Consider the following 19,868-nt stretch of genomic DNA (forward strand, 5'->3'; position numbering starts at 1 on the left):
CGACAAGGATCACAGTTTCGAGTGCGGCAAATTGCGACGATTTAGTAGGTTATCGTTGTTTTATTAGAATTTTCCGAAAAACATCCCGCTTCGCAGACAAAGTTGAAGAATCGAATTTTTTATCCCATGCTTAGATAACACGCTGATAAACAAGAGGACGGAAAATGAACAAGAATGTAGCGGGAATTTTAAGTGCAGCGGCGGTATTGACTATGCTGGCGGGCTGTACAGCTTACGATCGTACAACCGATCAGTTCACACAGCCGGTAGTTAAAGATGTGAAGAAAGGGATGAGCCGTGCGCAGGTAGCGCAGGTGGCTGGCAAACCTTCTTCCGAAGTCACTATGATCCACGCACGTGGGACCTGCCAGACCTATATTCTGGGTCAACGTGATGGTAAAGCAGAGACCTACTTTGTGGCTCTGGACGATACAGGACACGTGATCAATTCAGGTTATCAGACCTGTGCTGAGTACGACACCGACCCGCAGGCACCTAAGGCGCAATAACCTGCTTGCCTGAGCGATGTAACAAACCGGCCAATGTGCCGGTTTTTTTATGCCTGCAATAATCTTATTTCTTTGCGCGAATTATTTGCCTAAACTGTGAGGGCAGTCAAAACGACAGGTCAAGGAGAGACAATTGTGACTCGTGCTGAATTATCCGCTCCCTATGCCTTGCCGTATACTCCATTCAATGACAAACAAAAGTAACACTCATCAGCGGGCTGAAGGGCGATGGTGAGGGTCATACAAGAGGGAAGTTGCTATGGAAAAGAAACATATCTACCTGTTCTGCTCTGCGGGCATGTCAACGTCACTACTGGTTTCCAAAATGCGTGCGCAGGCAGAAAAGTATGAAGTTCCTGTCGTTATCGAAGCGTTTCCCGAAACGCTGGCAGGCGAAAAAGGTCAGGCCGCGGACGTGATTTTACTGGGTCCACAGATTGCGTATATGTTGCCAGAAATCCAGCGTTTATTACCGAACAAACCTGTAGAAGTGATCGATTCTGTGCTGTACGGCAAAATTGATGGTTTAGGTGTACTTAAAGCTGCAGTCGCCTCAATTAAAAAAGCTGCCGCTAATTAAAATTTAAATTTTTCCCGTCAAAGAGTTATTTCACACACTTACGCCGCAATATTTGTTGCGGCATTTAAGGGTAATTTCTATGAGTCAAGTTATTAGCTCTCTTGAAAAGGTACTCCTTCCTTTTGCTGTTAAAATAGGAAAGCAGCCCCACATTAATGCGATTAAAAATGGCTTTATTAAATTAATGCCGTTGACCCTGGCCGGTGCCATGTTCGTATTAATTAATAACGTCTTTTTAAGTTTTGGCGAAGGCTCGTTTTTCTATTCTATGGGCATTCGGTTAGACGCTTCCACCATTGAAACCCTGAATGGCTTTAAAGCCATCGGCGGCAACGTGTACAACGGTACGTTGGGCATTATGTCGCTGATGGCGCCTTTTTTCATTGGTTCAGCGTTAGCGGAAGAGCGTAAAGTCGACCCGATGGCAGCCGGTCTGCTGGCGGTGGCGGCCTTTATGACTGTGACACCTTACAGCGTCGGTGAAGCCTATGCCGTCGGTGCAAACTGGCTGGGCGGTCAGAACATTATTTCCGGGATGGTGATTGGCCTGATCGTGGCGGAAATGTTCACCTTCGTGATTCGTCGCAACTGGGTCATTACCCTGCCAGATAGCGTGCCGTCTTCCGTATCGCGTTCTTTCTCGGCGTTAATCCCAGGCTTCCTGATCCTGTCCATTTTCGGTGTGCTCTCCTGGCTGCTGGCCAACCACGGCAGCAACTTCCACCAGATCATCATGGACTCTATCTCCACGCCGCTGGCATCAATGGGCAGCGTAGTGGGCTGGGCTTACGTTATCTTTAACTCCCTGCTGTGGTTCTTCGGCGTGCACGGCTCACTGGCGCTCACCGCGCTGGATAACGGCATCATGACCCCATGGGCGCTGGAAAACATCGCACTGTATAACCAGTACGGTTCCGTAGAAGCGGCGATTGCTGCCGGTAAAGAGTTCCACTTCTGGGCGAAACCGATGCTGGATTCCTACATCCTGCTGGGTGGTTCAGGGGCGACGCTCGGTCTGATTATCGCTATCTTCATCGGCTCACGTCGCGCGGATCATCGTCAGGTAGCGAAACTGGCACTGCCATCAGGTATCTTCCAGATTAACGAACCGATTCTGTTTGGTTTGCCAATCATCATGAACCCGGTGATGTTTATCCCGTTCGTGCTGATTCAGCCGATTCTGGCCGCCATTACCCTGGCTGCTTACTCGATGGGTATTATCCCGCCGGTAACGAACCTGGCACCGTGGACGATGCCAACCGGTCTTGGCGCCTTCTTCAACAGTAACGGCAGTATCGCCGCACTCTGCGTGGCACTGTTCAACCTGGGTGTATCGACGCTGGTTTACCTGCCATTCGTGGCGGTGTCGAACAAGGCTCAGGCGGTCATTGATGAGCAAGAAAGCGAAGAAGACATCGCTAACGCACTGAAATTCTAAGAGGTCCGGCGCGGGGAAACCCGCGCCTGTAAAAGGAGAGAAATGATGTTTGATTTGGATACTATCGTGGCAGACGAGGCCGTTGAGAACGATCTTGAAGAAGTAGTGATGGGGCTTATCATTAACTCCGGACAGGCACGCAGCCTGGCGTACGGCGCACTCAAACAAGCCAAGCAGGGCGATTTCGCCGCAGCGAAACGCATGATGGATCAGTCGCGCACGGCGCTGAACGAAGCACACCTGGTACAAACTAAGCTGATTGAAGGCGACCAGGGAGAAGGTAAAATGAAGGTGAGTCTGGTGCTGGTTCACGCCCAGGATCATTTGATGACCTCAATGCTGGCTCGCGAGCTGGTTGCTGAGCTCATTGAGCTTCACGAGAAAATGCAATAAGTCAGGCCGCCGGAGGTAAACACGATGGAAATTAAAACCGCACTTGAGCAGCAACTGTTTAACGGCAAGAATTTTCACGTGGTTATCTATAACAAAACGGAAAGCGTGAGCGGTCTGCATCAGCATGACTACTACGAGTTCACGATTGTTCTGACCGGGCGCTACTACCAGGAGATCAACGGCAAGCGCGTGCTGCTGGAGCGCGGCGACTTTGTCTTTCTGCCGATGGGGTCGTATCACCAGAGCTTTTATGAATTCGGGGCGACGCGCATTCTGAACGTCGGTGTGAGCAGACGTTTCTTCGAGAAACACTACTTACCCCTGGTGCCATTCTGCTTCGTGGCATCGCAGGTGTATCGCATTAAAAACGAGTTTATGACCTGGATCGAAACGGTTATCGCCTCGCTGAACTTCCGGGACAGCGAATTCGATGAGTTTATTGAAACGGTCACGTTTTATGTGATGAACCGCCTGCGCCACCATCGCGATGAGCAGCAGGTGATCGATGATATTCCGCAGTGGCTGCGTACTACCGTAGAGTTAATGCACGACAAACATCAGTTTGGCGATAATGCGCTGGAGAACATGATTGCCCTGTCGGGTAAATCGCAGGAATATCTCACCCGCGCCACCCAGCGTTATTATCAAAAAACACCGGTGCAAATCATTAACGGTATTCGTATTAATTTCGCCAAAAAGCAGCTGGAAATAACCAACTATTCGGTCACCGATATTGCTTATGAGTCGGGTTACAGTAGCCCGAGCCTGTTTATTAAAACCTTTAAGAAATTCACTTCATTCACGCCTAACAGCTACCGTAAAAATTTAACGGTAATGAATAATTAATTGACTCACGGCGAATTAACTCGCCAGGAATATTGACTTAAACGCTTGCCCATAATAGCGGGAATGCCACGCTATACTTTGCAGGCGGTTAACCTGATACGCTAAGGGAGATATTATGCAAAAGAAATTGAAAGTCGTAACTATCGGCGGCGGCAGCAGTTATACCCCGGAATTGCTCGAAGGTTTTCTGAAACGTTATCATGAACTGCCGGTCAGCGAATTATGGCTGGTGGATGTGGAAGAAGGGCAGGAAAAACTCGATATTATTTTCGAGCTGTGCCAGCGCATGGTTCAGAAAGCCGGTGTCCCGTTAACCGTACACAAAACGTTAGATCGTCGTCAGGCGCTGAAAGATGCCGACTTCGTGACCACCCAACTGCGCGTGGGCCAGCTGAAAGCCCGCGAACTGGATGAGCGTATTCCGCTGAGCCACGGTTATCTGGGGCAGGAAACCAACGGTGCGGGCGGTCTGTTTAAAGGCCTGCGCACCATTCCGGTGATTTTTGACATCATCAAAGACGTGGAAGAGATCTGCCCGCAGGCGTGGGTGATCAACTTTACCAACCCGGCCGGGATGGTCACGGAAGCGGTTTATCGCCACACCGGATTCAAACGCTTCATCGGCGTGTGCAACATTCCGATTGGCATGAAAATGTTTATCCGCGATGTGCTGAAATTGACCGACAGCGACGATCTCTCCATCGATCTGTTCGGCCTGAACCACATGGTCTTTATCAAAGATGTGATCGTCAACGGAGAGTCACGCTTTGCCGAACTGCTGGACGGCGTGGCCTCGGGCCGACTGACCGCCGGCTCGGTGAAAAACATCTTCGATCTGCCGTTCAGCGAAGGGCTGATTCGCTCCCTGAATTTGCTGCCGTGCTCCTATCTGCTCTACTACTTCAAGCAGAAAGAGATGCTGGCCATCGAAATGGGCGAGTACTATAAAGGCGGGGCTCGCGCGCAGGTCGTGCAGAAAGTCGAAAAACAGCTCTTTGATTTGTATAAAGATCCTCATCTTAACGTCAAACCGAAAGAGCTTGAGCAGCGCGGCGGGGCGTATTACTCCGATGCGGCCTGTGAAGTCATTAACGCCATCTACAATGACAAACAGGCTGAGCATTACGTGAACGTGCCGCACCACGGGCATATCGACAATATCCCGGCAGACTGGGCGGTTGAAATGACCTGTATTCTTGGTCGGGACGGGGCGAAACCGCACTCTCGCATCACCCATTTCGACGACAAAGTGATGGGCCTGATTCACACCATCAAAGGTTTCGAAATCGCAGCCAGCCATGCGGCGCTGAGCGGGGAATTTAACGACGTGTTGCTGGCCCTGAACCTGAGTCCGCTGGTCCACTCCGACCGCGACGCAGAATCCCTGGCCCGCGAAATGATTCTCGCCCATGAAAAATGGCTGCCAAACTTTGCGGCCACGGCTGAGAAGCTTAAACAACGCTGAGAGGAACAGAGATGGAAAATCTGTTGATCGTGAATGCCGATGATTTTGGACTCTCCAAAGGGCAAAACTACGGCATCATCGAAGCCTGTCGCCACGGGGTGGTCACATCGACCACCGCGCTGGTCAACGGCGAGGCGATTGAACATGCCGCAGCGTTAAGCCGCGATCTGCCGAAGCTGGGCGTAGGGATGCATTTCGTGCTGACGCTCGGGGTGCCGCTCTCACCCATGCCGGGGCTAACGCGCGACGGGGTGCTGGGGAAATGGATTTGGGAGATGGCAGAGCAGGGGGCGCTGCCGCTCGACGAAATCGCCCGCGAACTGGATTGTCAGTTCAATCGCTTCGTCGATCTCTTTGGCCGCGAACCGACGCACCTCGACAGCCATCATCATGTGCATATGATCCCGGCGATTTTCCCGCTGGTGGCCGAATTTGCGGCGCGTAAAGGTGTGGCGATGCGTGTGGACCGTCAGGTGCTGGCCCTGCACGATTTGCCGCTCGGCCGTGCGCCGACTACCGAGGGTTTCAGCAGCGAGTTCTATGGCGATGCGATCAGCGAAGCGCTGCTGTTGCAGGTACTGGATGGCTCGGCTTCGCGCGGTGAACGTTCGCTGGAGATCATGGCGCATCCGGCGTTTGTCGATAATACGGTGCGTAAAAGCGCCTATTGCTGGCCGCGTCTGGCGGAACTGGACGTGCTGACGTCGCCCTCGCTGAAGTATGCGATTGCGGAACGTGGGTATCGTTTGGGGACGTTTAGCGATTTGTAAGAATAGCCGGGTAGGCATCAGCCTACCCGGTGGTTTGTTATGCCGGAATTGCTGAAATTTTAGCGCTTCGTGACCACACCCGGTGCGCCGCCATCAGATCGAACAGCTGATCCATAAACGGTGCGCCGACTTTATCGCCTTCGACAATCCCTTCTTCACCTTTTTCTGCCACTTTCAGCAGCGATTTAAACTGACGCGCATCGCCCGCCAGCGCGACTGGTTTCAGGTGTTTATAGGCCTCCAGCAGATAGTAGGCCGCATCGCCATTGGTGAGCAGGCTCTTAATATCGCCGCCCGGCACAATCACGGCATCCACGGTGAGGGACGGTGATCCGGCGAATGTTGCGGCGATGGGCAGGACAGAGCCATCGTCAGCCTTCACTTCGCCCATGCGGGAGTAGAGCAGTTTCGCGTGCACGCCTTTCGACTTCAGCGCTTTCAGGGTCGCCAGCACATCTTTGGCGATGGGTTTGTCGTTAAGCAGTACCGCCACCACGCGGCCCTTAATTGTTCCGCCCGGCACCGCATAAAGACTCAGGGAGGCATCTTTTTTCAGGCCGTTAACCTCTTTCGGCGGCGCCGTATTGCGCTGCTCATCGGTGAGGGTTAGCCCTAAATTATCCGCCACGCCCTGGGCGAGCTTAATGTCGATATGCGCCAGGTGATCGACCACCCGTTCACGAATGTATTCACGCACCACTTTGCTTAACTCAAAGCTAAAGCTGCCGATGATATGTTCCTGCTCAACGGGCGTCTGACTGTTCCAGAACAGGCGAGGATGGGCGTAATACTCGGCAAACGACGGACTGCGCTCGCGGATTTTGGTCCCTTCCACGCGCTCCTGATAGGACTCGAAGCCACCGCGTTTTGGCCCTGGTGGGGTTTCGCGCGGCCAGTTATCGTTGATCGAGTTCGGTTCATAGTTCGCCGGGTTGGTGTCGATATCCTGGCGGTGCATCCCGTCGCGCTGGAAGTTATGGTACGGACAGGTCGGGCGGTTAATCGGAATTTCGTGGAAGTTCGGCCCACCGAGACGGCTGATTTGCGTATCGGTATAGGAGAACAAACGCCCCTGCAGCAGAGGATCGTTGGTGAAATCCAGCCCTGGGACGATATGCCCTGGATGGAACGCCACCTGTTCGTTTTCCGCAAAGAAGTTATCCGGATTGCGGTTGAGCACCATTTTGCCCACCAGCTGCACGGGCACCAATTCTTCGGGGATCAGTTTGGTAGGGTCGAGCAGATCAAAATCAAACTTGAACTCATCCTCTTCCGGAATCAGCTGTAGCCCCAGTTCGTATTCCGGGAAATCGCCCGCTTCGATGGCTTCCCACAGTTCACGACGATGGAAATCAGGGTCGCGCCCGGTCAGCTTTTGCGCTTCGTCCCACACCAGAGAGGCTTTACCCGCTACCGGCTTCCAGTGGAAACGCACGAACGTTGCTTTGCCTTCGGCGTTAATCAGGCGGAAGGTGTGAATGCCGAAGCCTTCCATGGTGCGGTAGCTGCGGGGGATACCGCGATCGGACATCGCCCAAATCACGTTGTGCAGGGTTTCCGGCTGGAGCGAAACATAGTCCCAGAAGGTGTCGTGGGCACTTTGCCCTTGCGGAATAGCCCAGTGCGGCTCAGGTTTGACCGCGTGGACGAAGTCCGGGAACTTGTGGGCGTCCTGAATAAAGAACACCGGGGTATTGTTGCCGACAAGGTCAAAAATACCTTCTTCCGTATAGAACTTGGTGGCGAAACCACGGATATCGCGCACGGTGTCGGCTGAACCGGCGCCGCCCTGTACCGTGGAGAATCGCACGAAGACCGGAGTCACTTTATCCGGGTCGGAGAGGAAATCCGCTTTGGTAATATCGCTCAGGTTTTTATAAGGCTGGAAATAGCCATGGGCGGCAGAACCGCGGGCGTGAACGATACGTTCCGGGATTCGTTCGTGGTCAAAGTGGGTGATTTTCTCCCGCAGGATAAAATCTTCCAGTAGGGTCGGGCCACGGCTTCCTGCACGCAGGGAGTTCTGGTCATCGGCGATGCGCACGCCCTGATTGGTGGTGAGCGGGAAACTCTCGCCGCCTTTGCGATGAGGCTCCAGTGAATGCAGTTTTTCGTTGCCCGTATCCGGGGATTTGAGGCTACCCGGCGCGGTAGGTTGCTCTCCTGGGGCTGACGGCGACGGCGAAGGGCGATGGGAGCCATCTTCCGGGGCCAGCGAGTCCATACCGGGTTTTGATTCTTCGTCGCCGTGGATCGGTGACTGATGATGTTTATCGGTCTTGTCTTTTTGATGCGACATTGCACTCGTCTCCTGGGTTTCATTGCTGAAATACGGTCGTTGTGGCGAAAAGCCCCATTAACTATAGAACAATGTGACAAACAACCTGCCAGACTGAGACTTTTCGGGTTAAAGGCATCGCGAGAGCAGGCATACCGCATCCAAAGCGCGACGCGTCAGGGGGGAATCGGCTATGATAGGAATTTCCTGCTTCCAGAATTTGCTTTAGTGAACCAGTGCTTATGAAACCATTTCGTCAACAAAACCGTCGTGTCATCAGCTACGTACCCCGCGTCGAACCAGCGCCGCCAGACCATGCCCTGAAAGTGGATGGTTTTCGCGACGTCTGGCAGCTGCGGGGAAAATACGTGGCCTTTGTCCTGATGGGGGAGCATTTTCGCCGTTCCCCGACGTTTACGGTTCCGGAATCGGCCCAGCGCTGGGCCATGCAAATCCGCCAGGAGGGGGATATTGAGTAAACGCAGAGATAAAAAAAACCGCCAGAGGCGGTTTTTTTATTGGGTGCGGTAAACGATTAACGATGCGCCAGTTCGGCGTTCTCATCGCTATCGAGGACAGCTTTGTCGGTCTGCTTCAGCCACTGGCTGGTGAGCGTCCCGGCAGTCATAGAACCGTTGACGTTGAGCGCGGTACGGCCCATGTCGATCAGCGGTTCGACGGAGATCAGCAGCGCGACCAACGTCACCGGCAGGCCCATCGCAGGCAGCACGATCAGCGCGGCGAAGGTAGCACCACCGCCGACACCGGCCACACCGGCGGAGCTTACGGTGACAATACCGACCAGGGTCGCAATCCACATTGGGTCGAGCGGGTTAATCCCAACGGTAGGAGCAACCATGACGGCCAGCATTGCCGGGTACAGACCCGCACAGCCGTTCTGACCAATGGTCGCGCCGAAAGAGGCGGAGAAGCTCGCGATTGACTCTGGTACACCCAGACGACGGGTCTGCGCTTCAACGTTCAGCGGAATAGACGCGGCGCTGGAGCGGCTGGTGAAGGCAAACGTCAGCACTGGCCACACTTTACGGAAGAATTTCAGCGGGCTAACACCGTTCACACCCAGCAGAATGCCGTGGACGACAAACATGATCATCAGGCCGAGGTAAGAAGCGACCACGAAGCTGCCCAGTTTGATGATGTCCTGCAGGTTAGAACCGGCAACCACTTTGGTCATCAGAGCCAGCACACCGTACGGCGTCAGCTGCATAACCAGACGCACCAGCTTCATCACCCAGCTCTGCAGGGTGTCGATGGCGGTCAGTACGCGCTGGCCTTTTGGCGCATCGTCTTTCAGCAGTTTCAGCGCGGCCACACCCAGGAAGGCAGCAAAAATCACGACGCTAATAATGGACGTCGGGTTTGCGCCTGTCAGGTCGGCAAACGGGTTTTTCGGCACGAAGGAGAGCAGCAGTTGAGGCACGCTCAGATCGGCCACTTTACCGGCGTAGTTGGTCTGAATAGCGGCCAGGCGCGCGGTTTCCGCAGTGCCCTGTACCAGACCTTCTGCGGTCAGGCCAAACAGATTGGTGACCAGCACACCGACCAGCGCGGAGATAAGCGTGGTGAACAGCAGGGTGCCGATAGTCAGGAAGCTGATTTTACCCAGCTGAGAGGCGTTATGCAGACGGGCAACCGCGCTCAGAATAGAGGCGAAGACCAGCGGCATGACGATCATTTGCAGCAGCTGTACATAGCCGTTACCGACCACGTTAAACCACTGAATAGAATCTTTCAGAACCGGGTTATCAGAGCCGTAGATCGCCTGCAGTGCCAGACCAAATACCACACCCATTCCCAGACCGACGAGTACTTTTTTTGCCAGGCTCCACTGCTTGTGACGCGTCTGCGCCAGCAGCAATAGCAAGACAACGAACACCACAATGTTCGCGATAAGTGGAAAATTCATCCCCGTTCTCCTGATTTATAATCCGACCGGTATATTCCGATCATGTTGGCGCAAGATTATCAGAAGTGTGATGTGGCGCTTATATCCAAATGGAATGGATTATGACAAATGCAACTATTTTGTCTGTTTATTGTTCAATCTGGTGATGAATAAAGCGATTGAACTGAAATTGCAGGGAATTGATCATGTGTGACGACCAGCGAACTGCACCATTTTCGGGCAGCGTCTGAGGCATCCAGACGGAATAGGCGAAGAGCGCCATGCACAAGACGCGCTCGAGCTGGTTACCTTTTTGCGGGGCCAGAATCGGAAAACGGAAACGCCAGCGGCAGGGCCAAAGCAGCGGAACGCCGGCGGGGGTTAACATATCGGCCAGGATATGGCTTAGGTAGCCGAGCACCATCCCCTGAATCGCGTCGGCGGGAACAATCCAGCTTTCAGGGATCTTAAGATAGAAAAAGGTCAGCAGAATAAAGACTGCCAGCAGGCTGTGGGTGAACCCGCGATGACCGAAGGCTCTGGCGATGGGTTTGGCGATCCATTTCAGGCGCTGGCCGAGAAACGACTTGGGATGATCAATATCTGGCAGTAAACAGGTGAGGACCGCAGAAGGAACAATATGCCACCAGTCGCCCTGTGCCAAAACAGGGGTAAGCTCAGCGTTTTTAGCAAACACTGCGCAGGCAATAGAAAAAAGGAGGTGGCCTTCCGCCGTCATGATAAAACCCACGAAACTGTCAATTCATACAGTATAGGGTTTTTGTACAGTAGGCGGAAGAGGTTACGGTGTAACTCTTTGTCACAAACTGGCGTTAGCGCGCCAGCCAGCCCCCATCGACGGCGAGCGTATAGCCATTGATATAGTCAGAGGCGTTTGAGGCAAGGAAAACCACCGGGCCTTGCAGGTCTTCAGGAGTTCCCCAGCGCGCAGCGGGGATACGATCCAGAATCTCTTTGCTGCGCTTGTCGTCGTCACGCAACTCTTGGGTATTGTTGGTCGCCATGTACCCCGGTGCTATCGCATTGACATTGATCCCGTGCGCTGCCCACTCGTTTGCCAGCAGGCGCGTAATCCCTAATACACCGCTTTTCGAGGCGGTATAAGACGGGACGCGGATCCCGCCCTGGAAGGAGAGCATCGAGGCGATATTCACAATTTTGCCGCCTTCGCCCTGAGCAATAAACTGACGCGCAACCGCCTGAGAGAGGAAAAAGACCGATTTCAGGTTCAGGTTCATTACGTCATCCCAGTTTTTTTCGCTGAATGACAGGGCATCTTCCCGACGGATGGTTCCGGCGTTGTTGACCAGAATATCGACACGGCCCATTTCGGCGACCGCTTTTGTCACAATCGTTTCAATCGCGTCCTTCTGGCTAAGATCGGCCTGAATCGCCATAAAGCGGCGGCCCAGGGCTTTGACTTTTTTTGCGGTCTCTTCGGGGATTTTACGGTTCACCCCCACGATGTCACATCCCGCCTGCGCCAGTCCCAGCGTCATTCCCTGGCCTAAACCGGTATCGCAGCCGGTGACGATGGCTACTTTTCCCGCCAGATTAAAGGCATCCAGTATCATATCAACCTCAGAGTGTAGGGTTATTGTCATTCTGAAGATAAGAATAGGAGCCGCTGGCAGGAATTACAAATAAAAATGAAATGATGTTTCAAAAATATTATGGTGGTCATGTTTTCGGGCAACAGGGCGTTGCCCGAACCTAAGGGATTACCCGCGCAAATGCTCTGCGGTCAAATCGGCAAGGGTGGCCAGTTTGACGTCCGCCAGCGCAAAGCGCGGATCGTGCTGGCCTTCTTCCGCTGGGACCACGATGGAGCGCATACGGGCTGCTTTCGAGGCAATCATGCCGTTAACGGAATCTTCCAGCGCCACGCAGGCGAGTGTGTCGACGCCCAGTTTTGCAGCGCAGTCCATATAAACCTGCGGATGGGGCTTGCTGTAGGGCAGTTTTTCCGCCGAGGCCAGCGCGTCGAAGCTTTCGCGCAGGTCGAACATCTCCAGCACTTTTTCCAGCATGTGCAGCGGTGATGCGGACGCCAGGCCCACTTTCAGCCCCTGAGCTTTACACAATGCGACGGCCTCGCGTGCGCCCGGCAGCAGGGGGCGGCTCTCTTCAACGAGGGCGATGGCGCGGGTGATAATGCGGTCGGTGACGTCCTGACGGCTTGGGCCATTCCACGGCTGGTGGGCAAACCACAGCTCAACAACCATATCAATGCGCAGCCCCAGCGTATCCGGCAGCTCGTTACGGCGGCTAATATCCACGCCAATGCTGGCCATAACATCCAGTTCGGCACGATCCCAAAGTGGCTCGGAATCGATTAACAATCCATCCATATCGAAAATGGCAGCAACAATCTGGCGCGGGGTCGTCATAACGCTATCTCCATTCATACGTTTTCAGCATAAAGTCACTCTAAAGTTAAGCAGCAATTTAGCATAATTGGCCTTAAAGAACGGGCGAAATTCGTAAGCAGAAGGTAAACTTAGGCTCTAAGTGAGCGTCTTACTGAAGGGGAACTGATGACGTATCAACAAGCTGGACGCATCGCGGTGCTAAAACGTATTGCCGGATGGGTAATTTTTATTCCGGCGGTGATTTCCACGCTAATCTCCGTGCTGAAATTCATGTACGAGCACAGCGAAAAGCAGGCAGGTATCAATGCGGTTATGCTTGATTTTGCTCATGTTATGATTGAGATGATGCGCTTTAACACGCCATTTCTTAACTTCTTCTGGTACAACTCGCCGACGCCCGATTTTCACCAAAGCCTGAACATCGCGTTCTGGATAATCTTTGCGCTGATCTTTATCGCGCTCGCCCTGCAGGCCTCTGGCGCACGAATGAGCCGTCAGACGCGTTTTCTGCGCGAAGGGGTGGAAGATCAGCTGATACTGGAACAGGCGAAGGGCACTGAAGGGCTGACCCGCGAGCAGATTGAATCGCGAATTGTGGTTCCGCATCACACCATTTTGCTGCAGATTTTCCCGCTATACGTACTGCCGGTGATTATTATCGTCTGCGGTTACTTCTTCTTCTCGTTACTCGGTTTTCTGTAACGCGCTGCGGGTGGCCCTGGCCACCCGTATACGCTGTTACGCTGCTAAAACACGCTCCAGCGCACGTTGCGCATTCACCAGATGTTCACCGCCAAACAATATCGCACGGTTCAACAGGGTATAGAGCTGGTAAAGAGGCTGTCTTTCGAGGAAGCCTGACGGCAGAGGCGAAACGGACTGATAGCCGTCGTAGATTTGCGGAGGCTGCTCCGGATGCAGCGGCAGCATAGCCAGATCGCATTCGCGGTCGCCCCAGTAGCAGGCAGGATCAAAGATATAAGGCCCGTTCGGCCCCAGCGCACAGTTTTCTGACCACAGATCGCCATGTAACAGCGACGGTTGCGGCTGGTGAGAAGCCAGGCGCTGCTGGACATGCTCTACAATCGCATCAATATTGCCAAACTCTAGCCCTTTCTCCGCCGCAAGCTCCAGCTGCCAGCCGATGCGCTGCTCGGCAAAGAAGGTGGACCAGCGACGCTGCCAGGCGTTGGGCTGAGGGGTCGTCGACAGGTCGTTGTCAAAATCGAGACCAAACTGTGGCTGATCGCTCCACTGATGCAGGCGGGCAATCTGCTGGCCTAATAAAAAGGCGTTGTGCGCGTCCAGCGGACGGGCAGGGAGATAATCCATCACCAGAAAGCTGTAATCGCGATCGCTGCCCAGCGCCCAGACCTGAGGCACGGAGACGGTTTTGCTGCGCGATAGTAATTCCAGCTGATCGGCTTCGGCGGTGAAGATGGGAAGCAATTCCCGTTCATCACATTTCACGAAGAAATCGCGTCCCGCGAAGCGCAGATGCCATGCAGCGTGGATCTCACCGCCTGGCAGCTCGTTACGCTGCTCGATCTCCCCGTCGCCCAGTTGCTCGTTTAAAAGATGACTGATAGCCTGCCACATGATGATTCTCCCATGTTGTCCGCCAGATCATAAAGTTAGCGCATAAACGCTGTTCAATAATACGAGCTAACGCACACCTGAGCCGTCAGGATCACTTTAGGGCATTTATTGTTCTCTTTTTTGCCACTCTTCCCAGGTTTTCACGTCAATATCCGCTTGTTTACCGATCGCACTCTCAATCAGACCACTTGCCAGCGCTTTCACTTCATCAACGCTGAGGGGACTGATCAGCCCGAATGTATTCGTGCCCAGATCGTGGACGTTGCCTTCGTCATCCGTCAGCGTCAGCAGGAAGCCGCCACGCGTCAGGTGGTTATTGATCTCGTTGAGTTCTGTCAGCGAGTCTTCATGAAATTTGATGGTTACGACGTAGCGGGTGATGTCACCACTGCTCATATTTCACCTCTTTGTTATCTTGAAAGTTTTCTTAGCATAGCCGATCGCGCCAGTTTGGCGACTTAATGCGCTTCCCTCCGTTATGGAGGGAAGCCATTTTTAGCTCTGGGAAAGGTAATTCACGATTTTTTGCGTGTCTTCGAGGGAGCACAGGCGCGTGCCGTGATTAATGGTGGCCGCGCTACCCGCCGCGACGCCGTAGCGCGTCATCTCCAGCAGCGATGCGCCTTGCGCCAGTTTTAACGTCATCGCACCGACCATACTGTCACCGGCACCGACGGTGCTCTGGCTTTTCATCGGCGGTGGAACGACCTGCACTGAACCGGTTTCATCGACGGCGAGGGCACCCTGCGGCCCCAATGAGACCACCACGCGATGCGCTTTCCCGCTGCGCACCAGTTCCTGAGCGGCGGAGCGAACATCATCGGGCTGCGTTAACGGGCGCTTGACCAGCGCGCTCAACTCTTTTTGGTTCGGCTTGATCAGTTCCAGACCGCCGGATTCCAGAGCGGCAGTCAGTGCATCGCCCGAACTGTCGACGATGCAGCGCAGGCCTTTCTCTTTCGCTGCGCGAATCAGCTGGGTCAGTTTTTCACATTGCACGCCAGGGGGCAGGCTGCCGCTAATCACCAGCAGGGCACCGCTTTCAATGGCGAGCACTTTCTGTTCCAGCTGGCGGAATTCATCGTCATCCAGCATGGCGCCGGGCATGACGAAACGGTACTGCTCGCCGCTGGATTCGACGTGGACATGCAGGTTCTGGCGCGTCCAGTCTTTTGCGTCGACGGTATCGACGGCCACCTGTTCATCCGCCAGCAGCGCCACCAGATGTTCACCGGTGGCACCGCCCGCCGGGAAGATCGCCGTGGCCTGACCACCAAGATGGGTAATGGCGCGCGCCACATTAATCCCCCCGCCGCCAGGCTCGAAGACGGGCGTGCTACAGCGGAGTTTACCTTCAGGATAAATCTGCGGCGTGAGGGTGGCGCTGTCGAGGGAAGGGGAGAGCGTCAGTGTATAAATCTTGACCATTGTGACCTCCTTTTAGCATTGGCTCAGGTAAGCATGGCACAAAAGACGAGAAGGGAAAGTAAATAACAGTATGATTTTAAATATAAATGTTTAGACGTTCTGTGCGTTTTTAATATGAATTAATTAACGATTTGAGATCGTTCTTATTCAAAAAATGAAATAAGAAATCATTGCTATGTTATATGAGCCTTTTTATAATTTGTTACCTTTCTATGGATGCCTTGTCATTGATCCTCAAGAAAGTTTCCGAGACCGTGATGGTCTCTTTTTTTGTTGTACGGACTCCTTTATAAATGAAGCTCTTGAAGACAGTACCTGCCGCATTGATGCTGGCGGGTGGCGTGTTTGCCTCGATGTACGCAGCCGCTGACGATACCGTTTTTACTGTCATGGATGACCCATCCACTGCGCAGAAACCGTTTGAAGGTAACCTTAACGCGGGCTATCTGGCGCAATCAGGTAACACCAAAAGCTCCTCCCTGACCGCAGACACCACGATGACCTGGTACGGCAATACCACCGCCTGGTCCCTGTGGGGTAACGCCAGTAACACCTCATCTAATGACGAGCGCTCCTCTGAGAAATATGCAGTGGGTGGCCGTAGCCGTTACAACATGACGGATTATGACTATCTTTTCGGCCAGGCAAGCTGGTTAACTGACCGCTACAATGGCTATCGCCAGCGTGACGTCTTCACTGCGGGTTATGGTCGTCAGTTCCTGAATGGCCCGGTCCACAGCTTCCGTTTTGAATTCGGTCCGGGTGTACGTTACGACGAGTACACTGACGGCGATACCAAAACGCAGCCGCTGGGTTATGCATCCGGCACCTACGCCTGGCAGTTCACCGATAACGCTAAATTTACCCAGGGCGTCTCCGTGTTTGGTGCTGATGATACGACACTGAACTCTGAAACCGCGCTGAACGTGGCGATCAACGAACACTTTGGTTTAAAAGTGGCGTACAACGTGACCTGGAACTCGGAGCCACCGGCTTCCGCACCAGAACATACCGATCGCAGAACGACCGTTTCTTTAGGCTATAAAATGTAATATTCGCGGGCCGATATATTATCGGCCCGTATTTTTATTTTAACAAAGCGTGCTATTAAATATTGAACAGCGTTTTAAATTAATACCTCAGCGTTATTCTCCATAATTTCTTCATAATTCCCCTCAGCGATATACATTCAATTTATTTGACACGATTTGATAAATAAATTGACTAGGCAAAAGTGTGATCCAGATCTACACTGTGGATACAGGCATTAATTGCCTCACGTTGTACTGCATTAATTCAGATATAGAGAAGAATCATTATGAATAAAATCAAAAATGCTGCAGCAGCAATGGTGCTTTCGGCACTGTCATTTGGTGTATTTGCTGCTGATTCAGTAACCCAACCTGCCAGTGACACCACCAACCAAATCGGTATCACCCGCGCTTCTGATGTTGAAGCGGGTTCTAACATCGCGCCGGGCTCTCAGTCTACCGGTCAGTCAATGAATGACGCCTTTGATGTGCACAAACTGGTTGCGGGTGAGTGGTCTTAATATTATTGGATCACGCCAGCAGTGAAAAAACCGGATGATGATGTACCGGTTTTTCGCATTATGCGAACTTAAAATTATTTTATGTCGGAAACAGCGCTTACAGGCGAATGGACAATATTGCTGCCATATTAATAAATACCGCACCACTGCATGTTACTCACTACACGTCATAAACGTGAATTAATACCCCAGCACGCTACACGCCCCAGATCATTGCTGCCCAGCGTAATAAAAGCATCGCACCGCAGATGGCGATTAATACCACCACCATTTTCCAGTGTTTTTGTGCAAAGCGTTTTGTTGGCATAACACGTTCCCTCGTCAGTTGATAACGTGAGTCTATCAAAAGCTGTTATGCAGTGTCAGCCTTGGGGTCAAAACCAGTGAAACTTATCAGCCAGGATCATGACCAGCGCCGCTGCTGAAACAATATTCAGTACCACTACAGTTCTACTGGAAACATTCATGTAACGCCCCTTACGTTGTCAGGACCAGTTCAAGATTAGCTCAGCAAAATGGGATTGCGAGCGCTACCCCCTAAAACTCATACAAATGTATGAGAGACATCAATCTGGTCGCAGAGGGTGCATTCACCCTTTTTTTAGTGTTACCATCAGGGTGCAGAACGTAAATCAGCCTTTGTCTGATTCGTCACTGTTCCAGACTGCGAGCCAATTTGACGATTGTTGGTCAGATGGTTTCGCAATCTATTGATAAAACACGATTATTTTCTTTGTATATGCTCTTATGTGTGGGGCATCACTGCAAATAAGGATATAAAATGCCTGTAATTACTCTTCCTGATGGCAGCCAACGCCATTACGACCACGCCGTTAGCCCGATGGATGTTGCCCTGGACATTGGTCCTGGACTCGCAAAAGCGACCATCGCTGGCCGTGTTAATGGTGAACTGGTTGATGCCTCCGATCTGATTGAAAACGACGCTCAGCTCTCCATCATTACCGCGAAGAACGATGAAGGTCTTGAGATCATTCGTCACTCTTGTGCGCACCTGTTAGGCCATGCCATCAAACAGCTCTGGCCAAACACCAAAATGGCGATCGGCCCGGTGATCGACAACGGCTTCTATTATGACGTTGACCTTGACCACACCCTGACCCAGGAAGATATCGACGCGCTCGAAAAACGTATGCACGAGCTCGCCGAGACCAACTACGATGTCATCAAGAAAAAAGTCAGCTGGCACGAAGCGCGTGAAACCTTCGTGAAGCGCGGCGAGAACTATAAAGTTTCTATTCTTGATGAGAACATCGCGCATGATGACAAGCCTGGCTTGTATCATCACGAAGAATACGTCGACATGTGCCGTGGACCGCACGTGCCGAACATGCGTTTCTGTCATCACTTCAAACTGATGAAAACCGCTGGCGCTTACTGGCGCGGCGACAGCAACAACAAGATGTTGCAGCGTATTTATGGTACCGCGTGGGCAGATAAGAAAGCCCTGAGTGCCTACCTGCAGCGTCTGGAAGAGGCCGCAAAACGCGACCACCGTAAAATCGGTAAGCAGCTCGACCTGTATCATATGCAGGAAGAGGCGCCGGGTATGGTCTTCTGGCATAACGACGGCTGGACTATCTTCCGTGAGCTGGAAACTTTCGTGCGCTCCAAGCTGAAAGAGTACCAGTATCAGGAAGTGAAAGGCCCGTTCATGATGGACCGTGTACTGTGGGAAAAAACAGGCCACTGGGACAACTATAAAGATGCGATGTTCACCACCTCTTCTGAGAACCGTGAATACTGCATCAAGCCAATGAACTGCCCGGGCCACGTTCAGATCTTCAACCAGGGTCTGAAATCCTATCGCGATCTGCCGCTACGTATGGCGGAGTTCGGTAGCTGCCATCGTAATGAGCCATCAGGCGCACTGCATGGTCTGATGCGTGTTCGTGGCTTTACTCAGGATGATGCGCACATTTTCTGTACCGAAGATCAGGTGCGTGATGAAGTCAACGCCTGTATTCGTATGGTCTACGATATGTATAGCACCTTTGGCTTCGAGAAAATCGTCGTCAAACTCTCAACTCGTCCGGAAAAACGTATCGGTAGCGACGAGACCTGGGATCGTGCAGAGGCGGATCTGGCAGTTGCGCTGGAAGAGAACAATATCCCGTTTGAGTATCAGGTGGGTGAAGGCGCATTCTACGGTCCGAAAATTGAATTTACACTGTATGACTGCCTCGATCGCGCATGGCAGTGCGGAACAGTCCAGCTGGACTTCTCCTTGCCGCAGCGTTTAAGCGCCTCCTATGTGGGCGAAGACAACGAGCGTCAGGTGCCGGTAATGATTCACCGTGCAATTCTTGGGTCTATCGAACGCTTTATCGGCATTCTGACTGAAGAGTTTGCAGGCTTCTTCCCAACCTGGCTCGCGCCGGTGCAGGTCGTGGTCATGAATATCACCGATTCTCAGGCCGATTACGTTAAAGAATTGACGCAGAAACTACAAAATGCGGGCATTCGCGTAAAAGCGGACTTGAGAAATGAGAAGATTGGCTTTAAAATCCGCGAGCACACTTTACGTCGGGTACCTTACATGTTGGTCTGTGGTGATAAAGAGGTGGAAGCAGGCAAAGTTGCCGTTCGCACCCGCCGTGGTAAAGACCTGGGTAGCCTGGACGTAAGTGAAGTGATTGAGAAGCTGCGACAAGAGATTCGCAGCCGCAGTCTTCAACAACTGGAGGAATAAG

The 19,868-nt window shown here is 52.7% G+C and carries 21 protein-coding genes and 1 pseudogene; 12 read left to right on the forward strand and 10 right to left on the reverse strand.

All coding sequences use genetic code 11. The annotated features are described in order from the left end of the window. The first annotated feature begins 164 nt into the window (after window positions 1–164). From osmE to chbG, 7 genes and pseudogenes are all read left to right on the forward strand, one after another. Window positions 165–509, forward strand: a complete 345-nt coding sequence (gene osmE / locus ABIE11_RS01090; RefSeq protein ID WP_100780498.1) for an osmotically-inducible lipoprotein OsmE — start codon at window positions 165–167, stop codon at window positions 507–509. A gap of 259 nt (window positions 510–768) precedes the next feature. Further along, window positions 769–1,089 carry a PTS N,N'-diacetylchitobiose transporter subunit IIB gene (gene chbB / locus ABIE11_RS01095; RefSeq protein WP_100780497.1) on the forward strand — a complete coding sequence of 107 codons (321 nt, stop codon included), beginning with the start codon at window positions 769–771 and terminating at the stop codon, window positions 1,087–1,089. A 79-nt stretch (window positions 1,090–1,168) separates the two neighbouring features. Beyond that, window positions 1,169–2,527 carry a PTS N,N'-diacetylchitobiose transporter subunit IIC gene (chbC, locus tag ABIE11_RS01100; protein WP_100780496.1) on the forward strand — a complete coding sequence of 453 codons (1,359 nt, stop codon included), beginning with the start codon at window positions 1,169–1,171 and terminating at the stop codon, window positions 2,525–2,527. Window positions 2,528–2,572: 45 nt separating this feature from the next. Further along, window positions 2,573–2,920 carry a PTS N,N'-diacetylchitobiose transporter subunit IIA gene (gene chbA, locus ABIE11_RS01105; RefSeq protein ID WP_100780495.1) on the forward strand — a complete coding sequence of 116 codons (348 nt, stop codon included), beginning with the start codon at window positions 2,573–2,575 and terminating at the stop codon, window positions 2,918–2,920. A 12-nt stretch (window positions 2,921–2,932) separates the two neighbouring features. Further along, window positions 2,933–3,766 (forward strand): annotated as a pseudogene (chbR, locus tag ABIE11_RS01110) (transcriptional regulator ChbR); the annotation flags it as partial. A gap of 115 nt (window positions 3,767–3,881) precedes the next feature. Beyond that, complete coding sequence (locus ABIE11_RS01115) at window positions 3,882–5,231, forward strand: 6-phospho-beta-glucosidase (protein ID WP_123429056.1); 1,350 nt, start codon at window positions 3,882–3,884, stop codon at window positions 5,229–5,231. 11 nt (window positions 5,232–5,242) lie between these two features. Continuing rightward, window positions 5,243–6,001: a chitin disaccharide deacetylase gene (gene chbG, locus ABIE11_RS01120; protein ID WP_429183602.1), complete on the forward strand. Its 759-nt coding sequence runs from the start codon at window positions 5,243–5,245 to the stop codon at window positions 5,999–6,001. A 37-nt stretch (window positions 6,002–6,038) separates the two neighbouring features. Here the strand turns inward: chbG and katE are convergent, their stop codons facing one another. Next, window positions 6,039–8,300 (reverse strand): catalase HPII, encoded by a 2,262-nt coding sequence (gene katE, locus ABIE11_RS01125; protein ID WP_312153461.1) that lies wholly within the window; start codon window positions 8,298–8,300, stop codon window positions 6,039–6,041. A 221-nt stretch (window positions 8,301–8,521) separates the two neighbouring features. Here katE and cedA point away from each other — a divergent pair, with 221 nt between their 5' ends. Continuing rightward, window positions 8,522–8,758, forward strand: coding sequence for a cell division activator CedA (gene cedA / locus ABIE11_RS01130; protein WP_100780490.1), 237 nt, complete (start codon window positions 8,522–8,524; stop codon window positions 8,756–8,758). A 56-nt stretch (window positions 8,759–8,814) separates the two neighbouring features. Here cedA and ABIE11_RS01135 read toward each other — a convergent pair whose 3' ends face one another. The 4 genes from ABIE11_RS01135 to hxpB all read right to left on the reverse strand — a co-directional run bounded on the left by ABIE11_RS01135 (window position 8,815) and on the right by hxpB (window position 12,596). Beyond that, on the reverse strand, window positions 8,815–10,206 hold the full coding sequence (locus ABIE11_RS01135; protein WP_100780489.1) for an L-cystine transporter: 1,392 nt from the start codon (window positions 10,204–10,206) through the stop codon (window positions 8,815–8,817). A gap of 127 nt (window positions 10,207–10,333) precedes the next feature. Further along, the gene (locus tag ABIE11_RS01140; protein WP_100780488.1) at window positions 10,334–10,924 is read right to left on the reverse strand and encodes a metal-dependent hydrolase; all 591 of its coding nucleotides are present in this window, start codon (window positions 10,922–10,924) and stop codon (window positions 10,334–10,336) included. Window positions 10,925–11,018: 94 nt separating this feature from the next. Further along, complete coding sequence (gene kduD / locus ABIE11_RS01145; protein WP_429183605.1) at window positions 11,019–11,780, reverse strand: 2-dehydro-3-deoxy-D-gluconate 5-dehydrogenase KduD; 762 nt, start codon at window positions 11,778–11,780, stop codon at window positions 11,019–11,021. A 147-nt stretch (window positions 11,781–11,927) separates the two neighbouring features. After that, window positions 11,928–12,596 carry a hexitol phosphatase HxpB gene (gene hxpB, locus ABIE11_RS01150; protein ID WP_429183607.1) on the reverse strand — a complete coding sequence of 223 codons (669 nt, stop codon included), beginning with the start codon at window positions 12,594–12,596 and terminating at the stop codon, window positions 11,928–11,930. Window positions 12,597–12,743: 147 nt separating this feature from the next. Here hxpB and ABIE11_RS01155 point away from each other — a divergent pair, with 147 nt between their 5' ends. After that, window positions 12,744–13,280, forward strand: a complete 537-nt coding sequence (locus ABIE11_RS01155; protein ID WP_123429050.1) for a YniB family protein — start codon at window positions 12,744–12,746, stop codon at window positions 13,278–13,280. Window positions 13,281–13,316: 36 nt separating this feature from the next. On the opposite strand, the gene ABIE11_RS01160 is transcribed toward ABIE11_RS01155, so the two are convergent. The 3 genes from ABIE11_RS01160 to pfkB form a co-directional block, all read right to left on the reverse strand. Further along, entirely contained in the window at window positions 13,317–14,177 is an 861-nt protein-coding gene (locus ABIE11_RS01160) for a fructosamine kinase family protein (protein ID WP_107703791.1), read from the reverse strand. A gap of 105 nt (window positions 14,178–14,282) precedes the next feature. Further along, window positions 14,283–14,573 carry a type V toxin-antitoxin system endoribonuclease antitoxin GhoS gene (ghoS, locus tag ABIE11_RS01165; protein ID WP_100780483.1) on the reverse strand — a complete coding sequence of 97 codons (291 nt, stop codon included), beginning with the start codon at window positions 14,571–14,573 and terminating at the stop codon, window positions 14,283–14,285. A gap of 99 nt (window positions 14,574–14,672) precedes the next feature. Further along, window positions 14,673–15,605 carry a 6-phosphofructokinase II gene (gene pfkB, locus ABIE11_RS01170; protein WP_268196253.1) on the reverse strand — a complete coding sequence of 311 codons (933 nt, stop codon included), beginning with the start codon at window positions 15,603–15,605 and terminating at the stop codon, window positions 14,673–14,675. Between the two features lie 293 nt (window positions 15,606–15,898). Here pfkB and ABIE11_RS01175 point away from each other — a divergent pair, with 293 nt between their 5' ends. Next, window positions 15,899–16,657 carry a DUF481 domain-containing protein gene (locus ABIE11_RS01175; protein ID WP_100780481.1) on the forward strand — a complete coding sequence of 253 codons (759 nt, stop codon included), beginning with the start codon at window positions 15,899–15,901 and terminating at the stop codon, window positions 16,655–16,657. A gap of 266 nt (window positions 16,658–16,923) precedes the next feature. After that, on the forward strand, window positions 16,924–17,157 hold the full coding sequence (locus ABIE11_RS01180) for a hypothetical protein (protein ID WP_100780480.1): 234 nt from the start codon (window positions 16,924–16,926) through the stop codon (window positions 17,155–17,157). A 196-nt stretch (window positions 17,158–17,353) separates the two neighbouring features. On the opposite strand, the gene yniD is transcribed toward ABIE11_RS01180, so the two are convergent. Both yniD and yncL read right to left on the reverse strand, forming a co-directional pair. Next, window positions 17,354–17,464: a small membrane protein YniD gene (gene yniD, locus ABIE11_RS01185; RefSeq protein ID WP_100780479.1), complete on the reverse strand. Its 111-nt coding sequence runs from the start codon at window positions 17,462–17,464 to the stop codon at window positions 17,354–17,356. A 67-nt stretch (window positions 17,465–17,531) separates the two neighbouring features. Further along, window positions 17,532–17,624 carry a stress response membrane protein YncL gene (yncL, locus tag ABIE11_RS01190; RefSeq protein ID WP_102103511.1) on the reverse strand — a complete coding sequence of 31 codons (93 nt, stop codon included), beginning with the start codon at window positions 17,622–17,624 and terminating at the stop codon, window positions 17,532–17,534. Window positions 17,625–17,938: 314 nt separating this feature from the next. Between yncL and thrS the strand changes: the two genes are divergently transcribed. After that, window positions 17,939–19,867, forward strand: a complete 1,929-nt coding sequence (gene thrS / locus ABIE11_RS01195) for a threonine--tRNA ligase (RefSeq protein ID WP_100780477.1) — start codon at window positions 17,939–17,941, stop codon at window positions 19,865–19,867. The last annotated feature ends 1 nt before the right edge of the window (window position 19,868 follow it).

Origin of the sequence: Lelliottia sp. 489 (assembly GCF_050435885.1) — a bacterium.
Taxonomy (GTDB): Bacteria; Pseudomonadota; Gammaproteobacteria; order Enterobacterales; family Enterobacteriaceae; genus Enterobacter; species Enterobacter nimipressuralis.